At 63.7% G+C, this 23,435-nt stretch carries 19 protein-coding genes and 1 tRNA gene; 13 read left to right on the top strand and 7 right to left on the bottom strand.

The genetic code is table 11. The annotated features are described in order from the left end of the window. The first annotated feature begins 268 nt into the window (after positions 1-268). The 5 genes from dnaN (at position 269) to KBA48_RS19695 (ending at position 7,452) form a co-directional block, all read left to right on the top strand. Positions 269-1,387, top strand: a complete 1,119-nt coding sequence (gene dnaN / locus KBA48_RS19675) for a DNA polymerase III subunit beta (protein WP_292909510.1) — start codon at positions 269-271, stop codon at positions 1,385-1,387. 272 nt (positions 1,388-1,659) lie between these two features. Then, a complete protein-coding gene (locus KBA48_RS19680) occupies positions 1,660-1,827 on the top strand; it encodes a hypothetical protein (RefSeq protein ID WP_292909512.1) in 168 nt (55 codons plus the stop codon). 46 nt (positions 1,828-1,873) lie between these two features. Next, positions 1,874-3,055: a DNA replication/repair protein RecF gene (recF, locus tag KBA48_RS19685; protein ID WP_292909514.1), complete on the top strand. Its 1,182-nt coding sequence runs from the start codon at positions 1,874-1,876 to the stop codon at positions 3,053-3,055. Between the two features lie 186 nt (positions 3,056-3,241). Next, positions 3,242-5,812, top strand: a complete 2,571-nt coding sequence (gyrB, locus tag KBA48_RS19690; protein ID WP_292909516.1) for a DNA topoisomerase (ATP-hydrolyzing) subunit B — start codon at positions 3,242-3,244, stop codon at positions 5,810-5,812. A gap of 107 nt (positions 5,813-5,919) precedes the next feature. Beyond that, positions 5,920-7,452 (top strand): class I SAM-dependent methyltransferase, encoded by a 1,533-nt coding sequence (locus tag KBA48_RS19695; protein WP_292909518.1) that lies wholly within the window; start codon positions 5,920-5,922, stop codon positions 7,450-7,452. A 14-nt stretch (positions 7,453-7,466) separates the two neighbouring features. Here the strand turns inward: KBA48_RS19695 and KBA48_RS19700 are convergent, their stop codons facing one another. Then, the gene (locus KBA48_RS19700) at positions 7,467-7,898 is read right to left on the bottom strand and encodes an Lrp/AsnC family transcriptional regulator (RefSeq protein WP_292909520.1); all 432 of its coding nucleotides are present in this window, start codon (positions 7,896-7,898) and stop codon (positions 7,467-7,469) included. Between the two features lie 118 nt (positions 7,899-8,016). Between KBA48_RS19700 and KBA48_RS19705 the strand changes: the two genes are divergently transcribed. From KBA48_RS19705 to KBA48_RS19715, 3 genes are all read left to right on the top strand, one after another. Continuing rightward, positions 8,017-9,711 (top strand): thiamine pyrophosphate-binding protein, encoded by a 1,695-nt coding sequence (locus tag KBA48_RS19705; RefSeq protein WP_292909522.1) that lies wholly within the window; start codon positions 8,017-8,019, stop codon positions 9,709-9,711. A gap of 525 nt (positions 9,712-10,236) precedes the next feature. Continuing rightward, complete coding sequence (locus KBA48_RS19710; RefSeq protein WP_292909524.1) at positions 10,237-12,645, top strand: hypothetical protein; 2,409 nt, start codon at positions 10,237-10,239, stop codon at positions 12,643-12,645. Positions 12,646-12,648: 3 nt separating this feature from the next. Next, positions 12,649-13,350, top strand: coding sequence for a toll/interleukin-1 receptor domain-containing protein (locus tag KBA48_RS19715; RefSeq protein ID WP_292909526.1), 702 nt, complete (start codon positions 12,649-12,651; stop codon positions 13,348-13,350). Positions 13,351-13,519: 169 nt separating this feature from the next. Here KBA48_RS19715 and KBA48_RS19720 read toward each other — a convergent pair. Next, positions 13,520-13,593: transfer RNA gene (locus KBA48_RS19720), tRNA-Gly, on the bottom strand. 73 nt (positions 13,594-13,666) lie between these two features. Further along, positions 13,667-14,335 carry a GNAT family N-acetyltransferase gene (locus tag KBA48_RS19725; protein ID WP_292909528.1) on the bottom strand — a complete coding sequence of 223 codons (669 nt, stop codon included), beginning with the start codon at positions 14,333-14,335 and terminating at the stop codon, positions 13,667-13,669. Between the two features lie 391 nt (positions 14,336-14,726). On the opposite strand from KBA48_RS19725, the gene apaG reads away from it, so the two are divergent. Further along, the gene (gene apaG / locus KBA48_RS19730) at positions 14,727-15,119 is read left to right on the top strand and encodes a Co2+/Mg2+ efflux protein ApaG (protein ID WP_292909530.1); all 393 of its coding nucleotides are present in this window, start codon (positions 14,727-14,729) and stop codon (positions 15,117-15,119) included. A 242-nt stretch (positions 15,120-15,361) separates the two neighbouring features. Next, the gene (folE, locus tag KBA48_RS19735; RefSeq protein WP_292909546.1) at positions 15,362-16,006 is read left to right on the top strand and encodes a GTP cyclohydrolase I FolE; all 645 of its coding nucleotides are present in this window, start codon (positions 15,362-15,364) and stop codon (positions 16,004-16,006) included. Positions 16,007-16,062: 56 nt separating this feature from the next. Here folE and KBA48_RS19740 read toward each other — a convergent pair whose 3' ends face one another. Both KBA48_RS19740 and KBA48_RS19745 read right to left on the bottom strand, forming a co-directional pair. Then, positions 16,063-16,290 carry a helix-turn-helix transcriptional regulator gene (locus KBA48_RS19740; RefSeq protein WP_292909532.1) on the bottom strand — a complete coding sequence of 76 codons (228 nt, stop codon included), beginning with the start codon at positions 16,288-16,290 and terminating at the stop codon, positions 16,063-16,065. Positions 16,291-16,293: 3 nt separating this feature from the next. Continuing rightward, positions 16,294-16,731, bottom strand: coding sequence for a hypothetical protein (locus KBA48_RS19745; RefSeq protein ID WP_292909534.1), 438 nt, complete (start codon positions 16,729-16,731; stop codon positions 16,294-16,296). Between the two features lie 467 nt (positions 16,732-17,198). Here KBA48_RS19745 and rpsO point away from each other — a divergent pair, with 467 nt between their 5' ends. After that, positions 17,199-17,468 (top strand): 30S ribosomal protein S15, encoded by a 270-nt coding sequence (gene rpsO, locus KBA48_RS19750; protein ID WP_292909536.1) that lies wholly within the window; start codon positions 17,199-17,201, stop codon positions 17,466-17,468. Between the two features lie 347 nt (positions 17,469-17,815). Further along, positions 17,816-19,939 carry a polyribonucleotide nucleotidyltransferase gene (pnp, locus tag KBA48_RS19755; protein ID WP_292909538.1) on the top strand — a complete coding sequence of 708 codons (2,124 nt, stop codon included), beginning with the start codon at positions 17,816-17,818 and terminating at the stop codon, positions 19,937-19,939. 135 nt (positions 19,940-20,074) lie between these two features. Here pnp and KBA48_RS19760 read toward each other — a convergent pair whose 3' ends face one another. After that, entirely contained in the window at positions 20,075-21,046 is a 972-nt protein-coding gene (locus tag KBA48_RS19760; protein ID WP_292909540.1) for an ABC transporter substrate-binding protein, read from the bottom strand. A gap of 120 nt (positions 21,047-21,166) precedes the next feature. Beyond that, on the bottom strand, positions 21,167-22,540 hold the full coding sequence (gene eat, locus KBA48_RS19765; RefSeq protein ID WP_292909542.1) for an ethanolamine permease: 1,374 nt from the start codon (positions 22,538-22,540) through the stop codon (positions 21,167-21,169). A gap of 307 nt (positions 22,541-22,847) precedes the next feature. Here eat and KBA48_RS19770 point away from each other — a divergent pair. Further along, positions 22,848-23,435 (top strand): MFS transporter (locus tag KBA48_RS19770; RefSeq protein ID WP_292909544.1); only part of this gene is annotated, 588 nt, incomplete at its 3' end.

The raw sequence follows: 23,435 nt of genomic DNA on the forward strand, positions 1-23,435 counted from the left end.
GGCGACCGCCGGCCCGCGCCCCCCATGGGCGCGTAAGCCAAGGGCGCGGATGCGCCCGCCCGGCGCTGAGGGAACATGTAAATAACAGGTGCCCCCGCCGTCCGGAGCCGGCGGGGGCACCTGTCCATCAGGCAAGGGGGGAACCATGCAGCAAACCCCTGTTATGTCCGCACTCTTATGCTATGGTAGCGCCCCTCCCGCCGGGCAGGCGGGGGGACAGAGCAACGTTGACGTCCCCGTCCGGGGACCATAGCCGACCGGATCCAGGATGAAGATCATCATCGAACGTACCGCCCTGCTTGGCTCCCTCGGGCATGTGCAGAGCGTTGTCGAACGGCGCAACACCATCCCGGTCCTGTCCAATGTGCTGTTGAACGCGGCCAATGGCAGCCTGTCGCTGCTGGCCACCGACATGGACCTGGAAATCTCCGAGACGGTGGTGGCGGAGGTTGTCCGCCCCGGTTCGGCCACGGCCCCGGCCCATACCCTGTATGACATCGCCCGCAAGCTGCCCGATGGCAGCCAGGTGGAGCTGGATGCCACGGGTGATGTGCTGACCCTGCGTTCGGGCCGGTCCAAGTTTAACCTGGGCACCCTGCCGGTCGCCGATTTCCCGGAAATGACGCGCGGGACATGGTCGCATCAGTTCTCGCTGAAGGCCGATGTGCTGAAGGGCCTGATCGACCGGACCAAGTTCGCGATCAGCACCGAAGAAACCCGTTATTACCTGAATGGCATCCATATCCATGCCACCAAGGGCAAGGCCGGTGAGGTGCCGGCCCTGCGCGCCGTGGCGACGGACGGTCACCGACTGGCCCGCGTCGAAGCCCCGCTGCCCGAAGGGGCGGAAGGGTTGCCCGGCGTGATCATCCCGCGCAAGACCGTGCTGGAGGTTCGCAAGCTGCTGGACGAGGTGGCGGGCAATGTCGACATCTCCCTGTCGGAGACCAAGATCCGCTTCACCCTGGGTGACGTCACCCTGATCAGCAAGCTGATCGACGGCACCTTCCCGGATTACGAACGCGTCATCCCCGCCGGCAACACCAAGCTGTTGTCCGTGGACAGCAAGCTGTTCGCCGGTGCCGTGGATCGCGTGGCCACCATCTCCACCGAGAAATCGCGGGCCGTGAAGCTGGCGCTGGAATCGGGCGTGCTGACCCTGTCGGCCACTGCCGCCGATGCCGGCTCCGCGTCGGAAGAGATCGAGGTGGATTACGACAACACGCCGCTGGAGATCGGGTTCAACAGCCGCTACCTGCTGGACATTACCGGCCAGATCGAAAGCGGCAAGGCCCAGTTCCTGATGGCCGACGGCAATTCCCCCACCATCGTCCGCGACGCGGCCGATCTGGCGGCACTGTATGTGCTGATGCCGATGCGGGTGTGAGGACTGTTGGTGGCTTAAGTTCGGGAAACACCCCGGCCGGGGTGTTTCGTTTCCCGGCGGGCGATTGCCTTGTCGGCACGACCTGCGCAATCTTTTTGCGGCCATGCTCTGGGAGCAGGATCCCATCATGATCACCGGGTGCATGTTTGATATCATCGAAGAAATCGCACCTGGGGATGTCCGTACGCCGCCGCCCCGGACCAAGGGCATGCCGTCTTGACACGGTGTGGGGGCATGTCAGAATCACAATCTTGAACAGAGAGGGTGATTCGGTGTCGATGCGAATCAATCGGCAGACCAATGAAATTGTTGTCGCGCCGGAAGACATTGGAGCTACGATAAAGCGCGTCCAATCCCTGGTCAGCCAATATGTTCCAGAAGGCATCAGCCTTGCTGATGAATTGATCGCTGATCGGCGTGCCGCCGCTGAGGTCGAGTGATCCTGGCTCGTGCATCCTACCCGTATATCCGGACCGCCCCCACCTGATGCCCTCTCTTCCCACCCTGGCCGTCACCCGCCTGACGGTGACCCGGTTCCGGTCCTATGCCAGCGCGCGGCTTGAATGCGATGCGCGGCCCGTCGTGCTGACGGGGGAGAACGGGGCCGGCAAGACCAATATCCTGGAGGCGGTCAGCTTCCTGGCCCCCGGTCGTGGCATGCGCCGGGCCAAGCTGTCGGAGATCGAGCGTATCGGCGACAGTGCGGCGGCGGACTGGACGGGCGGCCCCGGCTGGGCCATCGCCGCCAGCGTCGCCACGGCCAACGGCCCCGTGGAGATCGGCACCGGCCGTGATCCGGCTGGGGGCGAGAGCGAAAGGCGGCTGGTGCATATCGATGGCCGCCCCGCCAAGGGACAGATCGCGCTGGCCGACCATGTGTCCGTCGTCTGGCTGACACCACAGATGGACCGTCTGTTCCTGGAAGGGGCGGCGGGGCGGCGGCGCTTCCTGGACCGGCTGGTCTTCGGGTTCGACAGCGGCCATGCCGGACGGCTGACCAAATACGAAAATGCCCTGCGTGAACGCGCCCGCATCCTGCGTGACGGACCGGTCGATCCGGCCTGGCTGTCCACGCTGGAAGGCCAGATGGCGGAAACCGGCATCGCCGTGGCCGCCGCCCGTGCCGACATGGCCCGGCGGCTGGAGGCGGCGGCTTCCCAGGGCGTGGGGCCGTTCCCGGCACCCGGCATCGCCATTGTCGGCAGCGTCGATGCGCTGCTGGCCGGGCGCCCGGCGCTGGAGGCGGAAGACGCCTTCCGCAAGGCCCTGGCCGAGGGGCGCCGTGCCGATGCGGCGGCCGGCGGGGCCACCATCGGCCCCCACCGCTCCGACCTTGCCGTGACCTATCGCGCCAAGGATATGCCGGCCGAACTGGGCAGCACGGGCGAGCAGAAGGCGCTGCTGATCGCCATCGTTCTGGCCAATGCCCGTCTGATGCGGGCCGAGACGGGGACCGCCCCGCTTCTGCTGCTGGACGAGGTGGCGGCCCATCTGGATCAGGGCCGGCGGCAGGCGCTTTTCGACGAAATCCTGGCCACCGGCAGCCAGGCCTGGATGACCGGCACCGATGCCGCTATCTTCCGCCCGCTGGGGGCTTCCGCCACCCATGTCACGGTTGCACAATCGCGGCTTAGCCCTCAATCAGACAATGTCGAATTGTCGGATTGAGGGCCGGCGGCAACTGCCGGCGCGCGCCAGGTGGCGCGTTAGCCAAGCCCACGGATGTGGGCGCCGGCGCCTGAGGTCATTGACCGGCCACGGTCAATGAAAACGGGTAAGCCCCATGCGGAATTCTGACAGCGTTCTTACGGTTTTACCCCTGTTTTCCGGCTCTTTCTGCTACACTCCGGCACCATGACGAACACCGATCACATCCCCGCCGCCGCCCCCTCCGTCTCCGCCGCCGCAGAGGAATATGGGGCCAGTTCCATCAAGGTGCTGAAGGGCCTGGACGCCGTCCGCAAACGCCCCGGCATGTATATCGGCGATACCGATGACGGGTCCGGCCTGCACCATATGGTGTATGAGGTGGTGGACAACGCCATTGATGAGGCGTTGGCCGGCCATGCCGACCGGGTGGATGTGCGCCTGAACGCCGACGGGTCGGTGACCGTGCGCGACAATGGCCGCGGCATCCCGGTGGACATCCACAAGGAGGAAGGCGTTTCGGCGGCAGAGGTCATCATGACCCAGCTGCATGCCGGCGGTAAGTTCGACCAGAACAGCTACAAAGTGTCCGGCGGCCTGCATGGCGTGGGCGTGTCGGTGGTGAATGCCCTGTCGGAAGTGCTGGACCTGCGCATCTGGCGCCTGGGTCGCGTCTGGGAGATGCGGTTTGCCCATGGTGACGCGGTGGCGCCCCTGGCCGATGTCGGCGCGGCCCCCATCGTGGCGGAAGGCAAGCGGGCGGGAGAGCATCTGACCGGCACGGAAGTGACCTTCCTGCCCTCCAAGGCCACCTTCACCAAGACCGAATTCGATTTCCAGACCCTGGAACACCGGTTGCGCGAACTGGCCTTCCTCAATTCCGGCGTGCTGATCATCTTCACCGACGCGCGCGGGGTAGAGCCGAAGACCGTCGAACTGTTCTATGAGGGCGGGCTGGAAGCCTTTGTCGCCTATCTGGACCGGTCCAAGACGGCCCTGCACAAGCCCGGCATCTATGCCAAGTCCGAACGCGCGTCGGAGGCGGGCGTACCCATCGGCGTGGAAGTGTCGTTGCAGTGGAACGACAGCTATCATGAGACGACGCTGTGCTTCACCAACAACATCCCGCAGCGTGACGGCGGCACCCATCTGGCCGGCTTCCGCGCCGCCCTGACCCGCACCGTCAACAAGTACGCGGAAGAAAGCGGTATCCTGAAGAAGGAGAAGGTGGCGCTGTCGGGCGACGATATGCGCGAGGGCCTGACCTGCATCATCTCCGTCAAGGTGCCGGACCCGAAATTTTCCAGCCAGACCAAGGACAAGCTGGTCTCGTCCGAAGTGCGTCCGGTGGTGGAGGCGATCTGCGCCGATGCCCTGTCCACCTGGTTTGAGGAACATCCCGCCGATGCCCGCAAGATCGTGGGCAAGGTGGTGGAAGCCGCCGCTGCGCGTGAGGCCGCCCGCAAGGCCCGCGAACTGACCCGCCGCAAGGGGGCGCTGGACATGGCCAGCCTGCCCGGCAAGCTGGCCGACTGTCAGGAACGCGACCCGGCTTTGTCCGAACTGTTCATCGTGGAGGGTGATTCGGCCGGCGGTTCCGCCAAGCAGGGCCGGTCGCGCCAGAATCAGGCCATCCTGCCCCTGCGCGGCAAGATCCTGAATGTGGAGCGCGCGCGCTTCGACAAGATGCTGTCCTCGGCCGAGATCGGCACCCTGATCGCTGCGCTGGGCACCGGCATCGGGCGCGACGAACTGAACCCGGAAATCGGGTTCCAGATCGAAAAGGCGCGCTATCACAAGATCATCATCATGACGGACGCCGACGTTGACGGCGCCCACATCCGCACCCTGCTGCTGACCTTCTTCTATCGCCAGATGCCGCAACTGATCGAGAAGGGCTATCTCTACATCGCGCAGCCGCCGCTGTACCGCGTGAAGCGCGGCACGGCCAAGGAGCGGTACCTGAAGGACGACCGCGCGCTAGAGGATTACCTGATCAACCAGGGCACGGACGACGTGTTTCTGGTTGCCGCCGACGGGTCCGCCAAGGGTGGCGACGATCTGCGCGGTCTGGTCGAACAGGCCCGCGCGGCCAAGGCCGCTATCCAGGCGCTGGCCCGCAAGGCCGGCAACCGCGATGTGGTGGAACAGGCCGCCATCATCGGTGCGCTGTCGGCCAAGCTGCTGGATGATCCGGCCCGCGCCGCCGAATTGACCGCGATCGTGGCTGACCGCCTGAACGTCCTGGCCCGTGACCGGGCTCTGGCCGCGGGTGACGCCATGGCCGTGGACGCCACCGCCGCCGCCATCGGCGGCTGGCGGGGCACGGCCGACCAGGATGGTCTGGTCCTGTCACGCACCCGCCGCGGTGTCACCCATCGTCATGTGCTGGACGCCGACCTGCTGAAAAGTGCCGAGGCGCGGCGGCTGGACGCCATGGTCGACCATCTGTCCGCCACCTATACGGTGGCCGGTACCCTGCGCCATCGGGTGAAGGATCTGCGCCATGTTACCGGTCCGTCCTCGCTGTTCGAGGGGGTGATCGACCAGGGGCGCCATGGTCTGACCATCCAGCGCTACAAGGGTCTGGGGGAGATGAACCCCGACCAGCTCTGGGAAACCACGCTGGACCCCAATGTCCGCTCCCTCCTGCAGGTCAAGGTCAACCATGCCGACGACGCGGAGGATGTGTTCAGCACCCTGATGGGCGACGTGGTCGAACCCCGCCGCGCCTTCATTCAGGAAAATGCCCTGAAAGTGGCCAACCTGGACGTTTGACCATTGCGCCGAAGCGGGGGCAGGGGGGCTCCCGCTTCGGCCAGACGCCCCGATGCCATCGTCGGGTTCCGTCTTCATGATCCGCTCCCAAGACAGGATGAGGACTGATGCCGACGGAATGGTCCGATGGATATGTGGCGGAAATCAATTATGTCCACGGTTTCTACCGGGAACTGTCGCCGGGTTTCCTGGCTCTCGGCGCCCTTGCCGCCACGCAGTCGGCCCCTGATCCGACCCAGCCCCTCCATTATTGTGAACTGGGCTGTGGCCAGGGCCTGACAACCAATCTGCTGGCCGCCGTTTCCCCCCATATCCAGTTCTACGCCAATGATTTCAACCCGTCGCAGATTGCCGGCGCCCGGGCGCTGGCAGCGGAAGCGGGCATCACCAATGTCCATTTCATGGACAGCAGCTTCGCGGAGATGGCGGAACGGACCGATCTGCCGGATTTCGACATCATCGTCCTGCACGGTATCTATAGCTGGGTCAGCGCGGAGAACCGGCAGGCCATCGTGCGGTTCATTGCCCGGCGGCTGAAGGTCGGGGGACTGGTCTATATCTCCTATAACAGCCTGCCTGGCTGGGCGGCGCTGATGCCTCTGCGGCGGCTGCTGGTGGATAATGCCGATCTCGGCAATGTCCCGATCTTGAAGCGGATTGACCAGGCGCTGAAGGCGGCCGACGCCCTGGCCCAGGTCAACGCCCGTTATTTTGCAAACAATCCGGGCACCGGTGACCGGCTGAAGGAGATCGCTACCAAAGCGCGCTCCTATATCGCGCATGAATATTTCAATCGTGAGTGGACACCCTTCTATCACGCGGATGTCGTCAGTGAATTGTCGGCCGCCAAGCTGACCTGGATCGCCCCCGCGCGACCTTTTGAAGGGATTGAAAATCTGATCTTCACGCCGGAACAGCTTGGGTTGCTGGCCGGGGTGGAGCCCGCGAGCCGGCGCGAGGGGATCAAGGATTATATCCTGAACCAGCAGTTCCGCCGGGACCTGTTCGTGAAGGGGCCGTTGCCCCTTCAGGCTGTCGATGCCGACGCCAGATGGAAAAATACGTCATTCATCCTGAGTGCGCCTATTAGCAATCCGCTGGATGCCACTCTGACAACCCCGCTGGGGCAAATCGGTGTCACGGCAGAGGGGTATCTGCCGCTGATGGACAGGTTGGCGAAGGGGCCGGTTACGGGCGATGAACTGGCCGCATCGTTCCCCCATCTTCCCCTGCGGCAGATTTGTCAGGCTCTTTCCATCCTTGTGTCGCTGGCTTATGCCCATCCCTGCGTCCCGTTGGAACTTGCCACCGCCGCCCGGTCCTCCACCGACCGGTTCAACCGGGCTGTCCTGGCCCGGTCAAGGCTGTCCGGCGACATCGGCTATCTGGCGTCGCCGTTGATCGGCAGCGCCCTTGCCATTGATCAGATGAACCAGATGCTGTTGTCAGCCTTTCTTGAAGGGGGGGGTGTCGACGCCGTGGGCGTCGTATGGGCGCATATGCGTTCCCGTCAGCAGCGTCTTGTCCGGAATGGCCAGATGCTCATGGAAGAAGAGGACAATCTGGCCGAGTTGCGCCAACGTTTCGACAACCTCGTGACCAATATCGTGCCCTCCCTGAAAAACCTGTGGGTCGTCTGACGCTGGCGTGCCTTCTATCTGTTCACCCGCGTTGACAGGATGATGGAGGAGGTGGTGCGCTCCACCCCTTCCATCAGCCCGATGGCATCAATGGTCTGGTCCAGTTCCGCTATCTCCATGGCCGCCACATTGGCCATCAGGTCGTAGCCGCCGCTGACTGAATGCACCACGCGGACCTGGGGCATGGCGCGCAGCTTCGCCTCGATCGCTGCTGTCTGCTTGGGGGCCACGGTGATCATCACGATGCCCTGCAGCAGGGCGCGGCGATAGGCATCGCCGTGGCGGACGGTGAAACCGGCAATCACACCATTGGCCATCATCCGATCGATTCGTGCCTGCACAGTGGTTCGCGACAGTTTCAGGCGGCGGGCCAGCGTCGCCGCCGGCATGCGGGCATCGGCTTCCAGCATCCGCAAAAGGGCCGTATCCTTGTCGTCAAGCTGCATTGCGTCGGCCTTGACCCCCGTTTTGCCCAGAAGGCATTGGATAAATGCACAATCCGGTGCTTCATTCTGACGGTTCTACCCCACAAACTCACGCCAGGCCAAGCAAGAGGCGGTGACAATGAAAAAGTTCGGAACGGGTGCGGGGGAAGTGGCCGGGCGCACCGGTGCGCACCTGCTGGTCGCGGCGCTGGAAGCGCAGGGCACCGACATGGTCTTCGGCGTACCGGGTGAGAGTTATCTGCCGGTGCTGGATGCGCTGCATGACAGCGGCATTCGTTTCATCACCTGCCGGCAGGAAGGCGGGGCCGCCATCATGGCGGAGGCGCAGGGCAAGCTGACCGGGCGTCCCGGCATCTGCTTCGTGACCCGTGGCCCCGGTGCCACCAACGCATCGGCCGGCGTCCATATCGCACAGCAGGACGCGACGCCGATGATCCTGTTCGTGGGACAGGTGGCGCGCGACATGCGCCATCGCGGGGCCTTCCAGGAGGTGGATTACAGCGCCGTTTTCGGCAGCATGACCAAATGGGCGGTGGAGATCGACAATCCCGCCCGCATTCCCGAACTGGTGTCGCGTGCCTTCCGTGTGGCCTGCCAGGGGCGGCCCGGTCCCGTGGTCATCGCCCTGCCGGAGGATATGCTGGCCGACATCGCCGATGCGCCCGACGCGCCGGTGGCGGCGCCCGTTGACGCCTTTCCCGATCCCGCCGCTCTCGCCGATCTGGCGGGCCGGCTGGCCAGGGCCGAACGGCCGGTGGCGATCCTGGGCGGCAGCGGCTGGACGGCAGATACTGCGGCGACCTTCACCGCCTTTGCGCAGGCGCACGATATCCCCCTGGCCGTCGAATTCCGTCGCCAGATGCTGGTGGATGCGACCAGCGAGGTTTATGCCGGTGATCTCGGTTTCGGCGCCAATCCGGCGCTGCTGCGCCATGTGAAGGGGGCGGATCTTATCCTGCTGCTGGGCGGCACGATGGGGGAGGTGCCATCGCAGGGGTATGAACTGCTGACCATCCCCAATCCCGGAACGCCGCTCGTGCATGTCTATCCGGGTGCCGAGGAACTGGGTCGTGTCTATCAGGCCGCCCTGTCGATCCTGGCCTCGCCGCGCGCCTTCGTTACTGCCGGCCTGTCCCCGCTTTCGCATTCCGTGCCCCCGGCCCGTGCCGCCTGGCGGGAAAGCGCGCGTGCGGCTTATCGGGCCTGGACCGATGATGTGCCCGCCAATCCCGGACCTGTGCAGATGGCGGAGGTGGTCTCGGCGCTGCGGGCGCTGCCGTCTGATTCGATCATGTGCAATGGGGCTGGCAATTACGCCATCTGGCTGCATCGTTTCCACCGCTACCGCGCCTATGGCACGCAATTGGCGCCGACCAGCGGATCGATGGGCTATGGCCTGCCCGCTGCCGTGGGGGCCAAGCTCCAGCATCCGGACCGGACGGTGGTGGCGCTGGCCGGCGACGGCTGTTTCCTGATGCACGGGCAGGAATTCGCCACGGCGGTACAGCATGGCGCGGCCATCGTCGCTGTGGTGATCGACAATGGCATGTACGGGACCATCCGCATGCATCAGGAACGGGAGTTTCCCGGTCGCGTCCTGGGCACGCAACTGTTCAGCCCCGATTTCGCGGCCCTGGCCCGGGCCTATGGCGGTGTCGGCTTCACCGTTGAAAAGGCGGGCGAATTCCAGGCGGCCTTCGATGCTGCCATCGCCAGTGGCCGCCCGGCCCTGGTCCATGTCCGTCTGGATCCCGAAGCCATCACACCGACCAGTACCCTGACCGGCATTCGTGAAAAGGCGCTGGCGGGATAAGGACCGTCGCGGTTGGGGCGGCGATGCCGAACGGAATGTATGGCCGTCGCCCTCCCTCCCAACCTATGGGCTTGATGGAGCATACTTTCGCATTGACAACAGGGTAGGTTGAGATCACCAGTAAATTCGAAGCATAACAATATTAATGTGGTCCAAATGTCTGATGTATCCCAGCCTGTTGAAAATAATGTTGGCGATGAAAGTTATCGTGACCCGGATTTTAAAAATTATGATTTCGACAGTATGTTTGAGCGGGGGCAGGCTGAGTATTCGTCAAAAGATGACCGCTATGACGAAATCAATGCTTCGGTCGTCGGGACAAGGCCGGAACCTGATCTCTCCGGTGTCGTGGAGAGATTGTCTGCCGGACAGAGGGTGTTTATTTTTGGTGGCACCGCATCGGACAAACGGGCGATAGCCCGGTACTGTGCCTACAATTTTTCCCGACTGAACAATGATTCGCAACTCGGTGGGCCGCAAATCCGTGCCGCCGAGGTCCGGCGGCAGCTTTTTGATAATCCAGCGTTGGAACAGGAAGATTGGCCGACAGTGTTCGTGCTGTCGAATGTCAGCCCGGCCCAGTTCCACCGGCTGTCCAATTCGGTCCGGGCCGCCACCCGTGGCAATGACGCAAAACATTGGGTGGTGATCTCCACCGATCAGCCGCGTGACACGTGGCAATTGCCGGCGGAGCTGGAAAGCCAGTGGATCGACCTGGATGATAGCGCGCTTTATTCAGTTAAGGATCTGGCAACCTATCTTTTTGAGCTTCTGGATCCACCGTCCCGGGGAACCTTGTTGCGGCTGGGTCGTGGCCGTTGGGCGGACATCAAGGGGGCCGTGGCCGATCTGGCGGGTGACCTCCGCCATCCGGAGGCGGTCGAAGCCTTTGTCGCCGAACTGAGGCGCGCGGGCACGCAGGAGACGGTGCTGGATATCGACGCGCTTGTCGCGACCGCGCTGGATCAGCGGCAGACCGTTGGCAACTGGTTTACCCATGAACTGACCCCCGTCGAACAGATCTCGGCGATCGCCTTTGCGTTTTTCCACAACCTTGAGGAAAACGTGGCCTTTGCAGCGATGGATTTCCTGATGCAGGGCGCCTGGAAGGAGCGTGATGCCGGACGATCCTTTGTCGATTATGGGGATCTGGTCAATTTCCGGCGCTATGTCTCGTTGAACAGCGACGAGAGCGTCGGTAGCGTGATTTTCTGCCGCAGCGAAGAGGCGCGGCGCGCCATATTAACGGCCGGCTGGCGCTCGCATCGACGCCGGATCATCGCGGCGCTGCCTGATCTGGTGCGCCTCGCCCTGGCCTCGGCGCGGCAGGACGGGGTCAACCGCAATATCCTCACCTCCCCCGCCGACCGGGTGCGTCTGCGGGAAACGATCGGCGAGACGCTGGGCGAACTCTGGATGCTGTCCCCGGAAGTGGTCGAACTGCATCTGCTGGAACTGATCGCCTCGGGTAAGGATTTTGCGCATGTCGTCGTGGCGACGGCCCTGCGCCGGGTCCGGCGGGAACGCGGGCTGGATGGTCCGTTGGCGATGCTGGGCGGCTGGCGGAGCCGCAGCGACCTTCTGGCCCTTCTGCAGCGGCTGTCCGGCAGCGCCACACGGGATACGATGCCGGAACTGATGGGGACGGCCATCGTCTCCATCCTGGCGCGCCTTGCGCTGGAGGAACCGACAGACCGGATGGACCCGCGTCTGGAAAAGCTGGTGCTGGACTATGCGTCCGCCCGGCAAAAGACTGTTCTCCAGCGGTTCTGCCGGGTGGCGGTTCCGACGTTGGTGCAGCGCCACACCGGGCAGATGATCGGCCTGATCGACCGGTTCTTCGAAGAATTCGGTGGCAAACGTGCCGTGAACGAGATGTTCTGCGAAGGTTTTGGCGCAGGCTTGGGCTGGGCCATCACCCATTATCGCCCGAACCTGATGGAGCAGATCAGGACATGGATCCAGGCGGCGGCAGCGGGCTCCGGCAAGGGTTTCGACCCCGCGTTGGTCGGTCGTCGTGAACAATTGGCGGCCGTCGGCTGCCATGCGCTGGGTTGGTTGCGGACGGGGGACCGTCAGACCCGCGCCGTCGACGAACTGGACAATATGACACGGTCGGCCATGGAACTGCTGACCGGTGTGCTCAAGGTTGAACGCCATCCCTTTGTCCGCGAAGCCGCGATTCAATCCGTGAACCGCCTTGCCCGTTTCGGCTATGCCAGCGTTCAGGGTGAATTGAAGAACACGATCCTCGCGATGACCACGAAGGAATCGGAGGTATTTGTCGATTTCATGGTGGATCTGCATTGCCGCCAGCGCAGTCAGCAGCCCGATGGCGATACCTTCATCAAGATCGGGGAGTCTGAACCCGGTTATTGGTGCCCGATCTGGTACAGCAAAGAGCCTGAAAATACGCCCGTCAGTGACACTCTGTTCCGCTGGGCTAATGACAAGTCGAACCCGGAAGTCAGCAAGTTCGCCAGTGTCGCCGTGCTGCAGCTTCGCCGTGTCATTGAACGCAGTCAGGAAAGTTCACGCACCAAACTCCTGGAAGAGCGCCGACAGCATCAGGCGGAACTGGCCCGCATCGCCGAACGTGTGGCGCCGGAACTGGATCGTCAACGCACCAGACTCACGTTCATCCAGCGACTGGCGGTCAGTCTGGCCGTGCTGGGCCAGCCCGACCTGAAAACGGCCGTGACGGGTATTCTGGGCGCCGTCCTGCCGCTTCCGGAGCATGAGGCGCGGGAGGTGATTGCCCGCTATCGCCGCGAGGGCGAACAACAGGGCAGCCACACGGCCGACGGCAAGCAATTGCTGGATACGGCGGTGGCGGCCGGAAAGGCCTACCGTCTCAGCCAGACGCTGGGCTTTTACATCACCCTGGCGGTTTTTGGGGTGGCGGCGGCCATTGGCTATCTGACGTGGAGATGACCCATGACCTCGCCGGTTCATCAATTATCGACCCGCATCGCCACCGTCATGGCCACGCATCTGCGTGATGGCGGGGGCGGGCCGCTTGTTGGTGAACTGGCGCAGGAACTGTTGAACAGCCTTTCTGCCGAGAACCGGCAGGTGCTGCTGGCCGATGCGGGGCATCTGCAGGAACGGCTCGCACAGTTGCTTCTGCCGCGGCTTTATCAGGTTAAATATCGCGACCGTGTCATGAAGGCACTGGGCGTCGGGCCGCGCGGCGATCAACCTACCCGCCTGTTCTTCAGCTACCGGCGGTCGGAGGCGGTGCAACTGGTGGCACGCATTGTGGACCGGTTCAAGACACGGCCGCAGTTTGCGATCTTCTTCGACCAGAACAACCTCACCGCCGGCCCGTTTCCGCAGCAGTTGGAACGGGCGATCCGCCTGTGCGATGTCTTCGTTCTGTTTCTGGCGCCGGAAACCCTGAAGCGCACGCATGAACCGGACGATTGGATCCGGCGGGAGATTGAAACGGCCCTGGGAGCGCAGAAACCGATCGTGCCGGTGTTGCTGGACGGGCGCGCTTTTCCCAGCGTTTCAGAGTTGCCCGCGTCGATTGCCGCAATGACGCAATTCAACGGACGGCGCTTCAACACCGATCCGCCCAACGCCTTTGAAGACAGCGTGAATGACCTGCAAAGCTGGGTGAAAATGCGACGTTGAGCAGACGCGGGAAGCAGCGCCTGGGCGCCCGGGGGCATTCAGGCTGTTACCCCGCGACGGTTTCATCACGAAAGCCCACCTGTACGCGCGAGCAGACGCGACCCGCATAACGAGGCAGGTTCCGGCTTCGTATGCAGGGGCCTGAATGCTTGATTTCATTGGGAGGCGTTGGAGCGGGTGAAGGGAATCGAACCCTCGTCGTAAGCTTGGGAAGCTTCTGCTCTACCATTGAGCTACACCCGCGCCGGGACCGTTCTTATATTGGGTTCCGGGTGCCGGATCAAGGGCCTAATCGCTGCCCGGCGGTACAGTTTTGTCAGCGCGCCGCGCGCCGCAGACGACGTCGGGACACCGGCGTCTCCAGACCATTGCCCTGGACCGGTGATGCCGGCAGGGGCAGGGCGGTGATCTTGGCGACGGGGCGCACGGCGGCGCTGGTGCCGGTCGCGACGGAAGAGGCGGCAGCCGTCCGCAGCTTGGCGGGCTTGGCACGGCCCACCATACCGGTGACACCGGTCAGCGCCCCTTCGACCAGTTCCAGACCCTGGAACCGGGTGGGATCGACGGGGCCGGGCAGGGAGAGGCCCGCCACCAGATCCCGCTGGAATCCGAAGCGCACATAGTAGGGCGCGTCGCCGACCAGGATGACGATACGGTGACCCAGGGCCTTGGCGGCCTCCAGGCTGTGCCGGATCATCTTGCCACCCAGGCCTTCGCTGCGGTGCGCCGCGTCAATGGCGATGGGGCCCAGCATCAGGGCTTGCACATTGTTGCCCAGCATCACCGGCCAATAACGGATGGTGCCCAGCAACACCTCGTTGCCGGTTTCGTCCGTATCGGTCGCCACAAAGCACAGGTCGGCCACGGGGGCGACATTCTTGCGCAGGCGATAGACGGTCTTGGTGTGGCGCTTGGGGCCGAAGGAGGAGTCGAGGAGCTTTTCGATGGCGGCGGCGTGAACCGGCTGCTCAAGCGTGATGTTCATACGATTGGGGTTTCCCGGCAAAATGGAATGTGGGGGAGACACTGTAGGAAGCGTCTGGCCGGGACCCCCACGCGAATGGCGTCAGGTCCCGTGCACAAGAACCGGCCGCCCATAGGAGGGGACCGAGATCTTTCGTCGTCGCAAGGGGGTGAAGCGCAACATCGCGCGGCTCATAAGCAGTTGACCGTGATTTGCTATATGAGGCCATCCGCCCCCCGACGCAAGCGGCGTTTTCATGACGAAGTTCGCCCTGATCGGATGCACCGGCGCCCCCATGGGATTGTAAGGCGGGGCAACCGGCCTATAATGGGGCTTTGCGGCCGCCAAACACTTGGCCGCCATGATGAAATCCGGGATCAGATCATCGGATTGGAAATGGGAAGGGGCGGCCATGTATAGCGACACGACACGCGAAATCCGGGTGACGGTGGAGCCGCGCTATCTGCCCGACCAGTCACAGCCGGCGGAAAGCCATTATGTCTGGGCCTATCATGTGCGCATCGAGAATCTGGGCCTGGAGACGGTCCGTCTGCGCACCCGTCATTGGCGCATCACCGACGCTATGGGCCGGATGATGGAGGTGCGCGGCCCCGGTGTCGTCGGTGAACAGCCTCTGCTGCGTCCGGGGGAGGCATTCACCTATACAAGCGGTACGCCGCTTTCCACCCCGTCCGGCATCATGGTCGGGTCCTACGGTATGGAAAGCGAGGCGGGGGAAAGCTTCGACATCAATATTCCGGCCTTTTCCCTGGATAGCCCGCATCAGCCGCGTCACCTCAACTGACCGCCGCTGCCCGAAGGGCAAAAAACACAACGCCAGGGCGATATCTGAAATGGGCGCTTGAAACATTCGGCGAACAAGCCATCTGCTTCTTTTGCCGGGCCTGCTCTTGATCGTTCGAGGTAGCCCGGCCGGCTGGATCGGGGGAACCGGCCGGTGTCCTGCCCAGGGATACATGCAAGCCGAACACACACATTGAGGAGTGCATCCCCGTGACCGTGCCAAAAAAGAACACTGACAAGGTTGTGCCTGGCCCCGTCCATGGCCGCCGCGCCGGACCCGCCACCACCAATCCCAACCTTGTCCGCCCCACCAAGGCCGAGGCCGAGGCCGCCGTCCGCACCCTGATCCGCTGGGCCGGCGACGACCCAGACCGTGAAGGGCTGGTCGGCACGCCCGACCGCGTCGTCCGTTCCTACGAGGAATTCTTCGCCGGCTATGAGGTGGACCCGGTCGATCTTCTGGCCCGCACGTTCGAGGAGACGGACGGGTATGACGAGATGGTGGTGTTGCGCAATATCCGGCTGGAAAGCTATTGCGAGCATCACATGGTGCCGATCATCGGCAAGGTCCATATCGCCTATCTGCCGCGCAACCGCGTGGTCGGCATCTCCAAACTGGCGCGGGTGGCCGAGGTCTATGCCAAGCGTCTGCAGATCCAGGAGAAGATGACGGCCCAGATCGCCAACACCATCGAGGAGGTACTGGAGCCCCTTGGGGTGGCGGTGGTGATCGAGGCGACGCACCAGTGCATGACGACCCGCGGCATCCACAAGCCCGGCGTCACCATGGTGACCAGCCGCATGCTGGGTGCCTTCCGCGAGGATGAGAAGACCCGGCGAGAGTTCCTGGCCATGATCGGCAACCCGGCCAGCGGCGGCGAGGGCTGATTTCGTCCCACACGGAATGATGAAAAGGGGCGAACCTTTGTCGGGTTCGCCCTTTTTCATCTGCCCGTCGATGCCCTGTCCCCCTGCCACTGGAACACGCTTTCCAGCGGCACCCGGAACACCTGCGCGATGCGGAAGGCGGCTTCCAGGCTGGGGGAATATTTTCCCTGTTCGATGGCCGCGACCGTCTGGCGCGTCACGCCGATCCGGTCGGCCAGGTCCTGCTGCGTCATCTCGCCGGCTTCGAAGCGCAAGCGGCGGATATGGTTGGTGAAGGGCAGCATGGCTCACCAGCCGCGGCGATAGACGAAGGCAATCGTGCCCAGTCGGGCCAGTTCAGCCACCGACAGGGCGCAGAACATCAAATTCACCAGCAGCAGCTTATCGGAGCCGTAGTGGAGGCTCAGCATGGCGGCGATGGTGCCGGTCACCAGCACATAAAAGCCGCTGCGCGTGCCGAGCAGCGCCACCTGCCGATCTCGTTCATCAGCGGCGCTACGTACCTTGCCCCCGCTGCGTAATGCCAGCATCACGGCCAGGATGATGGCGATGACGATCTGACCCACGATCACTCCCAGGATGCAGACCATCAGCCAGATGAACTGTCCGCCGCCGGGCACGGTGGCCCACCCCAGATAGGCGCCGAACACCGGGATAAAATAGGCCCCACTGAAACCCAGCAGCGCCAGCAATTGCATCCAGGCAAGCCTTTCCCGGAACGACATGTTAAATCCTCCATTCGTGATGTTAGGTATTTTTAACATTATGTCGGCGATACCTCCCTGCATGTCAAATATCTTTTACATTCCTTCCCCCTGGGGATCGGAAAATTTATGTCCTGAACCCTGGTCCTTGATGTCTCGTTGAGGCCGAGGCCCTGCGGGGGGAGGGCGTGCCTGTGGCAAGCGTCCCTGCCTGCGGGCGGTGAGCTGGGCTTCGAACCGCCAGGGATGCAGCCATGCCCTGACAGGCGCGGAAATCCGGGGATTCCGCTTGACCCGGGGCAGGGTTTGGCGCATCAACCCACGCATATCGACGCCCGCCCGCGCGGGACCGTGCTGGACGACATCCCGGCCCGGCCCCGCGACGCGTGGGCGCGTACCCGTTCCGGGCCACCGGAACCCGGTCGATAGGGTGCCTTCATGGCGCCGGGTGCGTTCATCCCTCAATCATCTAAATGTGGAGACATCCGATGTCGATCACGGCTGAGCGCAAGACTGCGCTGATCGCAGAATACAAGACCAACGAAACCGATACCGGTTCGCCGGAAGTGCAGGTCGCCATCCTGACCGAGCGCATCAACAACCTGACCGAACACCTGAAGACCCACTCGAAGGATTTCCATTCGCGTCGTGGTCTGCTGGTGATGGTCGGTCAGCGCCGCCGTCTGCTGGATTACACCAAGGGCAAGGACAAGGCTCGCTATGACAGCCTGATCCAGCGCCTGGGCCTGCGCCGCTAAGGCGTGGGGCGGATCGCGACGGTTACAGACCCGAACGCCCAAGGTGATGTTCGACGTGAACATGAAGCCCACCGCACACACCCCGTTCCTGCCCCGCTCCGGCGGTGGGGGATGGCGTGCCGGCGGCGGGCACCTGGGCGGTGGGAACCGTCGGGACCCGCGTCAGAGTTGAGGTGTGGACGGCCAGCCGGGACCCCTTCCGGCTGGCCGTTTTTCCATGCGCGCCGTGCGGAGTGCGCAGAAATGCTGTACTGAAGGGGCAAGAAACAGGCGGGGCCGTCCGAACGGGCCCCGGCCCGGCCGCCCAATCCGGGGTGTTGCGGGTTTCGGATGGAAGGATCGATACGATGTTCAAGGTGTTCCGCAAGGAAATGGAATGGGGCGGTCGCAAGCTGGTTATCGAGACCGGCAAGATCGCCCGTCAGGCCGATGGCGCCGTCATGGTCAGCTATGGCGACACGGTCGTGCTCTGCACCGCCGTCGGCGCCAAGTCGCCGAAGCCGGGCGTGGATTTTTTCCCGCTGACGGTGAATTACCAGGAAAAGGCCTTCGCCGCGGGCAAGATCCCCGGCGGCTTCTTCAAGCGTGAAGGCCGTCCCACGGAAAAGGAAGTGCTGGTCAGCCGCCTGATCGACCGCCCGATCCGTCCGCTGTTCGTCGATGGCTATCGCTGCGAGACGCAGGTCGTCTGCACCGTGCTGAGCCACGATCTGGAAAATGATCCCGACATCGTCGCCATGATCGGTGCGTCCGCCGCGCTGACCATCTCCGGTCTGCCCTTCCTGGGCCCCATCGGTGCGGCCCGCGTCGGCTATGAAAGCGGTCAGTTCATCCTGAACCCGACCGCCGATCAGGTGGAAAACGCCACCCTGGATCTGGTCGTCGCCGGTACGCAGGAAGGCGTGCTGATGGTCGAGTCCGAGGCCAAGGAGCTGTCGGAAGAGATCATGCTGGGCGCCGTCATGTTCGGCCATGCCCAGTTCCAGCCGGTGATCGACCTGATCATCAGCTTGGCGGAAGATGCCGCCAAGGAACCCCGCGACATCGCCCCGCCGGCCTTTGACAAGGCCGCCGTCAAGGCCCGCATCCTGGAAGTGGCCGGCGCCGACGTGAAGGCCGCCTATTCGATCCTGGTCAAGCAGGACCGGTACGCCGCCGTGGGTGCCGCCAAGGACAAGGCCAAGACCGAGCTGAAGGACGAGTTCGCGCCCGAGGCCATTTCCGAGATGTTCAAGGAAGTGGAAGCCGACGTACTGCGCGGCGCCGTTCTGGACACGGGCAAGCGCATCGACGGCCGCACCACGGTCGATATCCGCCCCATCGTGGCCGAAGTGGGCATTCTGCCCCGCGCCCATGGGTCGGCCCTGTTCACCCGCGGTGAGACGCAGGCGCTGGTCGTTGCCACGCTGGGCACCAACCAGGATGAGCAGATCATTGACGCGCTGGAAGGCGAATACCGCGAAAGCTTCATGCTGCATTACAACTTCCCCCCCTACAGCGTGGGTGAAGCCGGCCGCATGGGTTCGCCGGGCCGTCGCGAGATCGGCCACGGCAAGCTGGCCTGGCGCGCCATCCACCCGCTGCTGCCGTCCAAGGAAGATTTCCCCTACACGCTGCGCGTCGTGTCGGAAATCACGGAATCGAACGGTTCCTCTTCCATGGCCACGGTCTGCGGCACTTCCTTGTCGCTGATGGATGCCGGCGCCCCGCTGGCCCGCCCCATCGCCGGCATCGCCATGGGTCTGATCAAGGAAGGCGAGAAGTTCGCTGTCCTGTCCGACATCCTGGGTGACGAAGATCACTTGGGCGACATGGACTTCAAGGTCGCCGGCACCGAGGCGGGCGTCACCGCCCTGCAGATGGACATCAAGATCACTTCCATCACGGAAGAGATCATGAAGGTCGCCCTGGCCCAGGCCCAGAAGGGCCGCATCCACATCTTGGGTGAGATGAACAAGGCGCTGAATACCGCGCGCGGCGAAGTGTCGGGCAATGCCCCGCGCATCACCGTCATCAACATCCCCAAGGAGAAGATCCGCGACGTCATCGGTTCGGGCGGTAAGGTCATCCGCGAGATCGTGGAGCAGACCGGCGCCAAGATCGACATCGAGGATGACGGCACCGTCAAGGTCTCCGCCGTTGACAGCAAGTGCTCCGACGCCGCCATCAAGTGGATCAAGGGTATCGTCGCCGAGCCGGAAGTGGGCGAAGTCTATGACGGCAAGGTCGTCAAGGTCATGGATTTCGGCGCCTTCGTGAACTTCCTGGGCAGCCGTGACGGTCTGGTCCACATCTCCGAACTGAAGAACGAGCGCGTGGCCAAGGTCACCGACGTCGTGAAGCAGGGCGATGCGGTCAAGGTCAAGGTCCTGGGCTTCGACGATCGCGGCAAGGTCAAGCTGTCGATGAAGGTCGTCGATCAGGTGACTGGCGAAGACCTGTCCAAGAAGGCCGAAGCCGCAGAGGGCTGATGCCTTCTGCCGCGTCCCGGCTTCTGGATTGGGTGTTAATACCGACGGTCACTCTTTCAAGCCGATGGTATAAATGGAAAGGCCCCGGTTTCATCCGGGGTCTTTTCTATTTGTCTATCCTTACTAGGCCCTTGATCAGGGTTTCGGCAGGAAATTGAAATCCACGCCCTGGCGCCAGTCCAGGCCCGGCTTGTAGATGCCCAGTTCCACCATCTGCCTGGTGAAGGCTTCCCAGCGCTCCGGCGACATGGTGCCGATGCCGCGTGTCAGCGCATCGCCGCTTTCCACCAGCCCATATTCGATCATCTTCGTGCGTGAATAGGCCAGCGTCTCGTCATCCATTTCGGGATTATCGCGCTTGATCAGGGCGTTGGCGGCGGCCGGGTCGCCATGCAGATATTGTCGCCAGCCTTCGATGGAGGCTTCGACGAAGGCGCGCACCACCTCCGGCTTTTTCTGCGCCAGATCCTTGCGCACCATGATGGTGGCGGCATAGGACAGGTAGCCGTCATCGGCCAGCAGGAACACTTTCGGCTTGATCCCCCCCTTGCTGGCGCTCAGCGGTTCGGCCGTGGCATAGCCCTGCTGGATCGCCTGTTTGTTCACCAGGAACGGGGCGATGTTGAAGGTGTATTTGCGGATCTGCGTATCCTCGAACCCGTAGCGGGACTTGAGGTAGCGCCAGATCGTATGGACGGTGGGGTCGCCAATGGCGATCGGCTTGCCCTTCATGTCGGCCAGGCCATTCACATCCGGCCGGTCATGGGACATCAGGATGACGGGGTCCTTCTGGAACAGGGCCGCCACCGTCACCACGGGTGCCCCCGCCTCCACCAGATTCAAGGTGAAATAGCCGTTGGACCCCATGGCCGCGTCGATGGCGCCGGCTGCCAGCAATTGCTGCGGGTCCATGCCTACGCCCCCCTGGCGCAGGGTCACATCCAGGCCCTTTGCCTTGTAAAGGCCGGCGGCGATGGCCTGATAGAACCCGCCATGTTCGGCCTGGGCCCGCCAGTCAGTGGCGAAAACCAGCCGTTCCTGCGCTGCCGCCGGCAGGGCCATGGCGGCCAATGCCATGATCGAGAGCCAGAATTTCCGCCCCATCATCCTGTTTCCCCTGCCTGCACCATTGATCCGGTATCTCAGGTAAGGGGAAGGGCAGGGTGGTGACAAGCGCCGATTTCCGGTTGGGCGGGCGCTGGCGGCACCCGCCCAACCGTCGGAGGGTTACAGGTCGGTATCGCCGCGGGCCAGCACGCCCTCTCCGGCCGACACGGCGATGATGCCGCCCGTGATCTCCACATCCTTCTCGGCCCGCACCTTGGCCGTGGCCAGGAAATAGCCATAGGCCGGCAGGAACATGGCCAGGAAGATCAGGGCGATGCCCGGATTGAACCAGCCCATCACCGCCAGGAAAAATACCGACAGGACCAGGGCGATGCCCGGAAAGACCGGGTAAAGCGGCGCCCGGAACGGGCGTTCCAGGGCCGGGTCGCTGGTCCGCAGCTTGAACAGGGCTGCCATGGAGATGATGTACAGAACCAGGGCGCCGAAGGCCGACATGGTGATCAGTTCCGCCGTCTTGCCCGACAGCAGCGCCACGATGCCGATGACGCCGCCCGCGATCAGGGCCCAGTGCGGCGTGGCGAATTTCGGATGCAGGGTCGACAGGAAGGCCGGCAGGTAACCCGCCCGCGCCAGGGCAAAGATCTGCCGGGAATAGCCCAGGATGATGCCGTGGAAGCTGGCCACGATGCCGAACAGGCCGATGGAGACCAGCATATGGGTCCAACCGCTATCCTTACCCACCACCACCGCCATGGCCTCCGGCAGCGGATAATCGACGCTGGAGAAATTGCGCCAGTCGCCGACGCCGCCCGTCAGGAACATGACGCCCAGGGCCAGGACCACCAGGGTCCCGATGCCGGCGATATAGGCGACGGGGATGCTCTTTGTCGGGTCCTTGGCCTCTTCGGCGGCCATGGCCACCCCTTCGATCGCCAGATAGAACCAGATCGCGAAGGGAATGGCGGCCAGGACGCCGGCCAAGCCGAATTCCTCGTTATTGGCGACAAAATTGCTGACGCTGAAGGACGGGGCCACCACGCCCATGAAGACCAGCAGTTCGACCACGGCCAGGACCGTGACGATCAGTTCGAATGCCGCCGCCTGTTTCACGCCCACGATGTTCAGTCCGACAAAGACCACATAGGCCGCGATGGCCACCGCCATCACAGGCACCGCCGGAAACATGAAATGCACATAGGCGCCCAGGGCCGCCGCGATGGCGGGCGGGGCGAAGACAAATTCAACCAGCGTCGCGTATCCGGCCACCAGACCGCCCAGGGGGCCGAACGCCTTGCGGCTATAGGCGAAGGGGCCGCCCGCCTGCGGGATGGCCGTGGTCAGTTCGGTGAAGGAAAAGATGAAGGTCGCATACATGGCCGTGACCAGCAGCGTGGCCCACAGGAAACCGATGGTTCCCGCTTCCTTCCAGCCATAGTTCCAGCCGAAATATTCGCCCGAGATCACCAGGCCCACGGCGATCCCCCACAGATGCACCGGCCCCAATGCCTTTTTCAAACCCGTCACACCGCCCATCACGCCCCCGCTTTGTCGGTGGGGCCATCGGCCCCGGTTGAAAGGATCCATGAACGGCCGGCCGTCGGCCCCTGGCAGGCGGACCGGATGGTGCGATGCAGCAATTTTCACGCCAACTTGGTTAACCGCACAATTGCTGGCGGTGGGGATGGGACCGGGGGACGCGGGTCGCCCATCGTTTGGGCAATCCCTGTTGCGTTGCATGAAACCTGGGCTGAAACATGTGGATTGATCGGGACTTGTGCATTGTTCGGTGGACGCACCCGGTTGGCGGCGCTATCAAGTCCGCAACGAATGCAACCCCCCGATGGTGGAGCCGGCCCTGTCCGCCCTTACCGTGCAAGAACGCCGCGTGGCGTGGTTGATGACATCGGTGCAGTTCGTCAGCGTGCTGTCCTTCATGGTCATCATGCCGCTTGGCCCGGACTATGCACCCGATCTGGGTATTGATACGGCGCGGGTCGGCTGGGTCATGGCGGCTTACACCTTGTCGTCGGCCCTGATCGGGCTGCTGGCAGCCATGGTGCTGGACCGGTTCGATCGCCGGCCCGCCCTGGGTATCTGCATGATCGGCCTGGTTCTGTGCAATGTGGCGGCCGCCCTGTCCTTCGATCTGGCCAGCCTGTTGTCCGCCCGGGCCCTGGCCGGCCTGTTCGGCGGGCCGGCGGGCGCCCTGTCGGTGGCCATCGTGGCCGACAATGTGCCGCCGGAGCGGCGCGGCAAGGCCATGGGCATGGTGATGGGGTCATTGTCGATCAGTGCGGTTCTGGGCGGGCCCCTGGCCCTGGAACTGTCGCACCTGTTCGGCTGGCGCGTGCCGTTCCTGACGGTGGCGGGCATGGGGCTGGTGATCATCCTTGTGGCCGTGCGCCTGCTGGGGCCGCAGCGTGCGCAC

It is taken from the genome of Niveispirillum sp. (genome assembly GCF_017996735.1).
Taxonomy (GTDB): Bacteria; Pseudomonadota; Alphaproteobacteria; order Azospirillales; family Azospirillaceae; genus Niveispirillum.

What these genes read in the sequence shown, in the direction of transcription:
- dnaN (WP_292909510.1), top strand. Translation starts at nt 269, where the DNA reads ATGAAGATCATCATCGAACGTACCGCCCTGCTTGGCTCCCTCGGGCAT.
- recF (WP_292909514.1), top strand. Translation starts at nt 1,874, where the DNA reads ATGCCCTCTCTTCCCACCCTGGCCGTCACCCGCCTGACGGTGACCCGG.
- gyrB (WP_292909516.1), top strand. Translation starts at nt 3,242, where the DNA reads ATGACGAACACCGATCACATCCCCGCCGCCGCCCCCTCCGTCTCCGCC.
- KBA48_RS19695 (WP_292909518.1), top strand. Translation starts at nt 5,920, where the DNA reads ATGCCGACGGAATGGTCCGATGGATATGTGGCGGAAATCAATTATGTC.
- KBA48_RS19700 (WP_292909520.1), bottom strand. Translation starts at nt 7,898, where the DNA reads ATGCAGCTTGACGACAAGGATACGGCCCTTTTGCGGATGCTGGAAGCC.
- KBA48_RS19705 (WP_292909522.1), top strand. Translation starts at nt 8,017, where the DNA reads ATGAAAAAGTTCGGAACGGGTGCGGGGGAAGTGGCCGGGCGCACCGGT.
- KBA48_RS19715 (WP_292909526.1), top strand. Translation starts at nt 12,649, where the DNA reads ATGACCTCGCCGGTTCATCAATTATCGACCCGCATCGCCACCGTCATG.
- KBA48_RS19725 (WP_292909528.1), bottom strand. Translation starts at nt 14,335, where the DNA reads ATGAACATCACGCTTGAGCAGCCGGTTCACGCCGCCGCCATCGAAAAG.
- apaG (WP_292909530.1), top strand. Translation starts at nt 14,727, where the DNA reads ATGTATAGCGACACGACACGCGAAATCCGGGTGACGGTGGAGCCGCGC.
- KBA48_RS19740 (WP_292909532.1), bottom strand. Translation starts at nt 16,290, where the DNA reads ATGCTGCCCTTCACCAACCATATCCGCCGCTTGCGCTTCGAAGCCGGC.
- KBA48_RS19745 (WP_292909534.1), bottom strand. Translation starts at nt 16,731, where the DNA reads ATGTCGTTCCGGGAAAGGCTTGCCTGGATGCAATTGCTGGCGCTGCTG.
- rpsO (WP_292909536.1), top strand. Translation starts at nt 17,199, where the DNA reads ATGTCGATCACGGCTGAGCGCAAGACTGCGCTGATCGCAGAATACAAG.
- pnp (WP_292909538.1), top strand. Translation starts at nt 17,816, where the DNA reads ATGTTCAAGGTGTTCCGCAAGGAAATGGAATGGGGCGGTCGCAAGCTG.
- KBA48_RS19760 (WP_292909540.1), bottom strand. Translation starts at nt 21,046, where the DNA reads ATGATGGGGCGGAAATTCTGGCTCTCGATCATGGCATTGGCCGCCATG.
- eat (WP_292909542.1), bottom strand. Translation starts at nt 22,540, where the DNA reads ATGGGCGGTGTGACGGGTTTGAAAAAGGCATTGGGGCCGGTGCATCTG.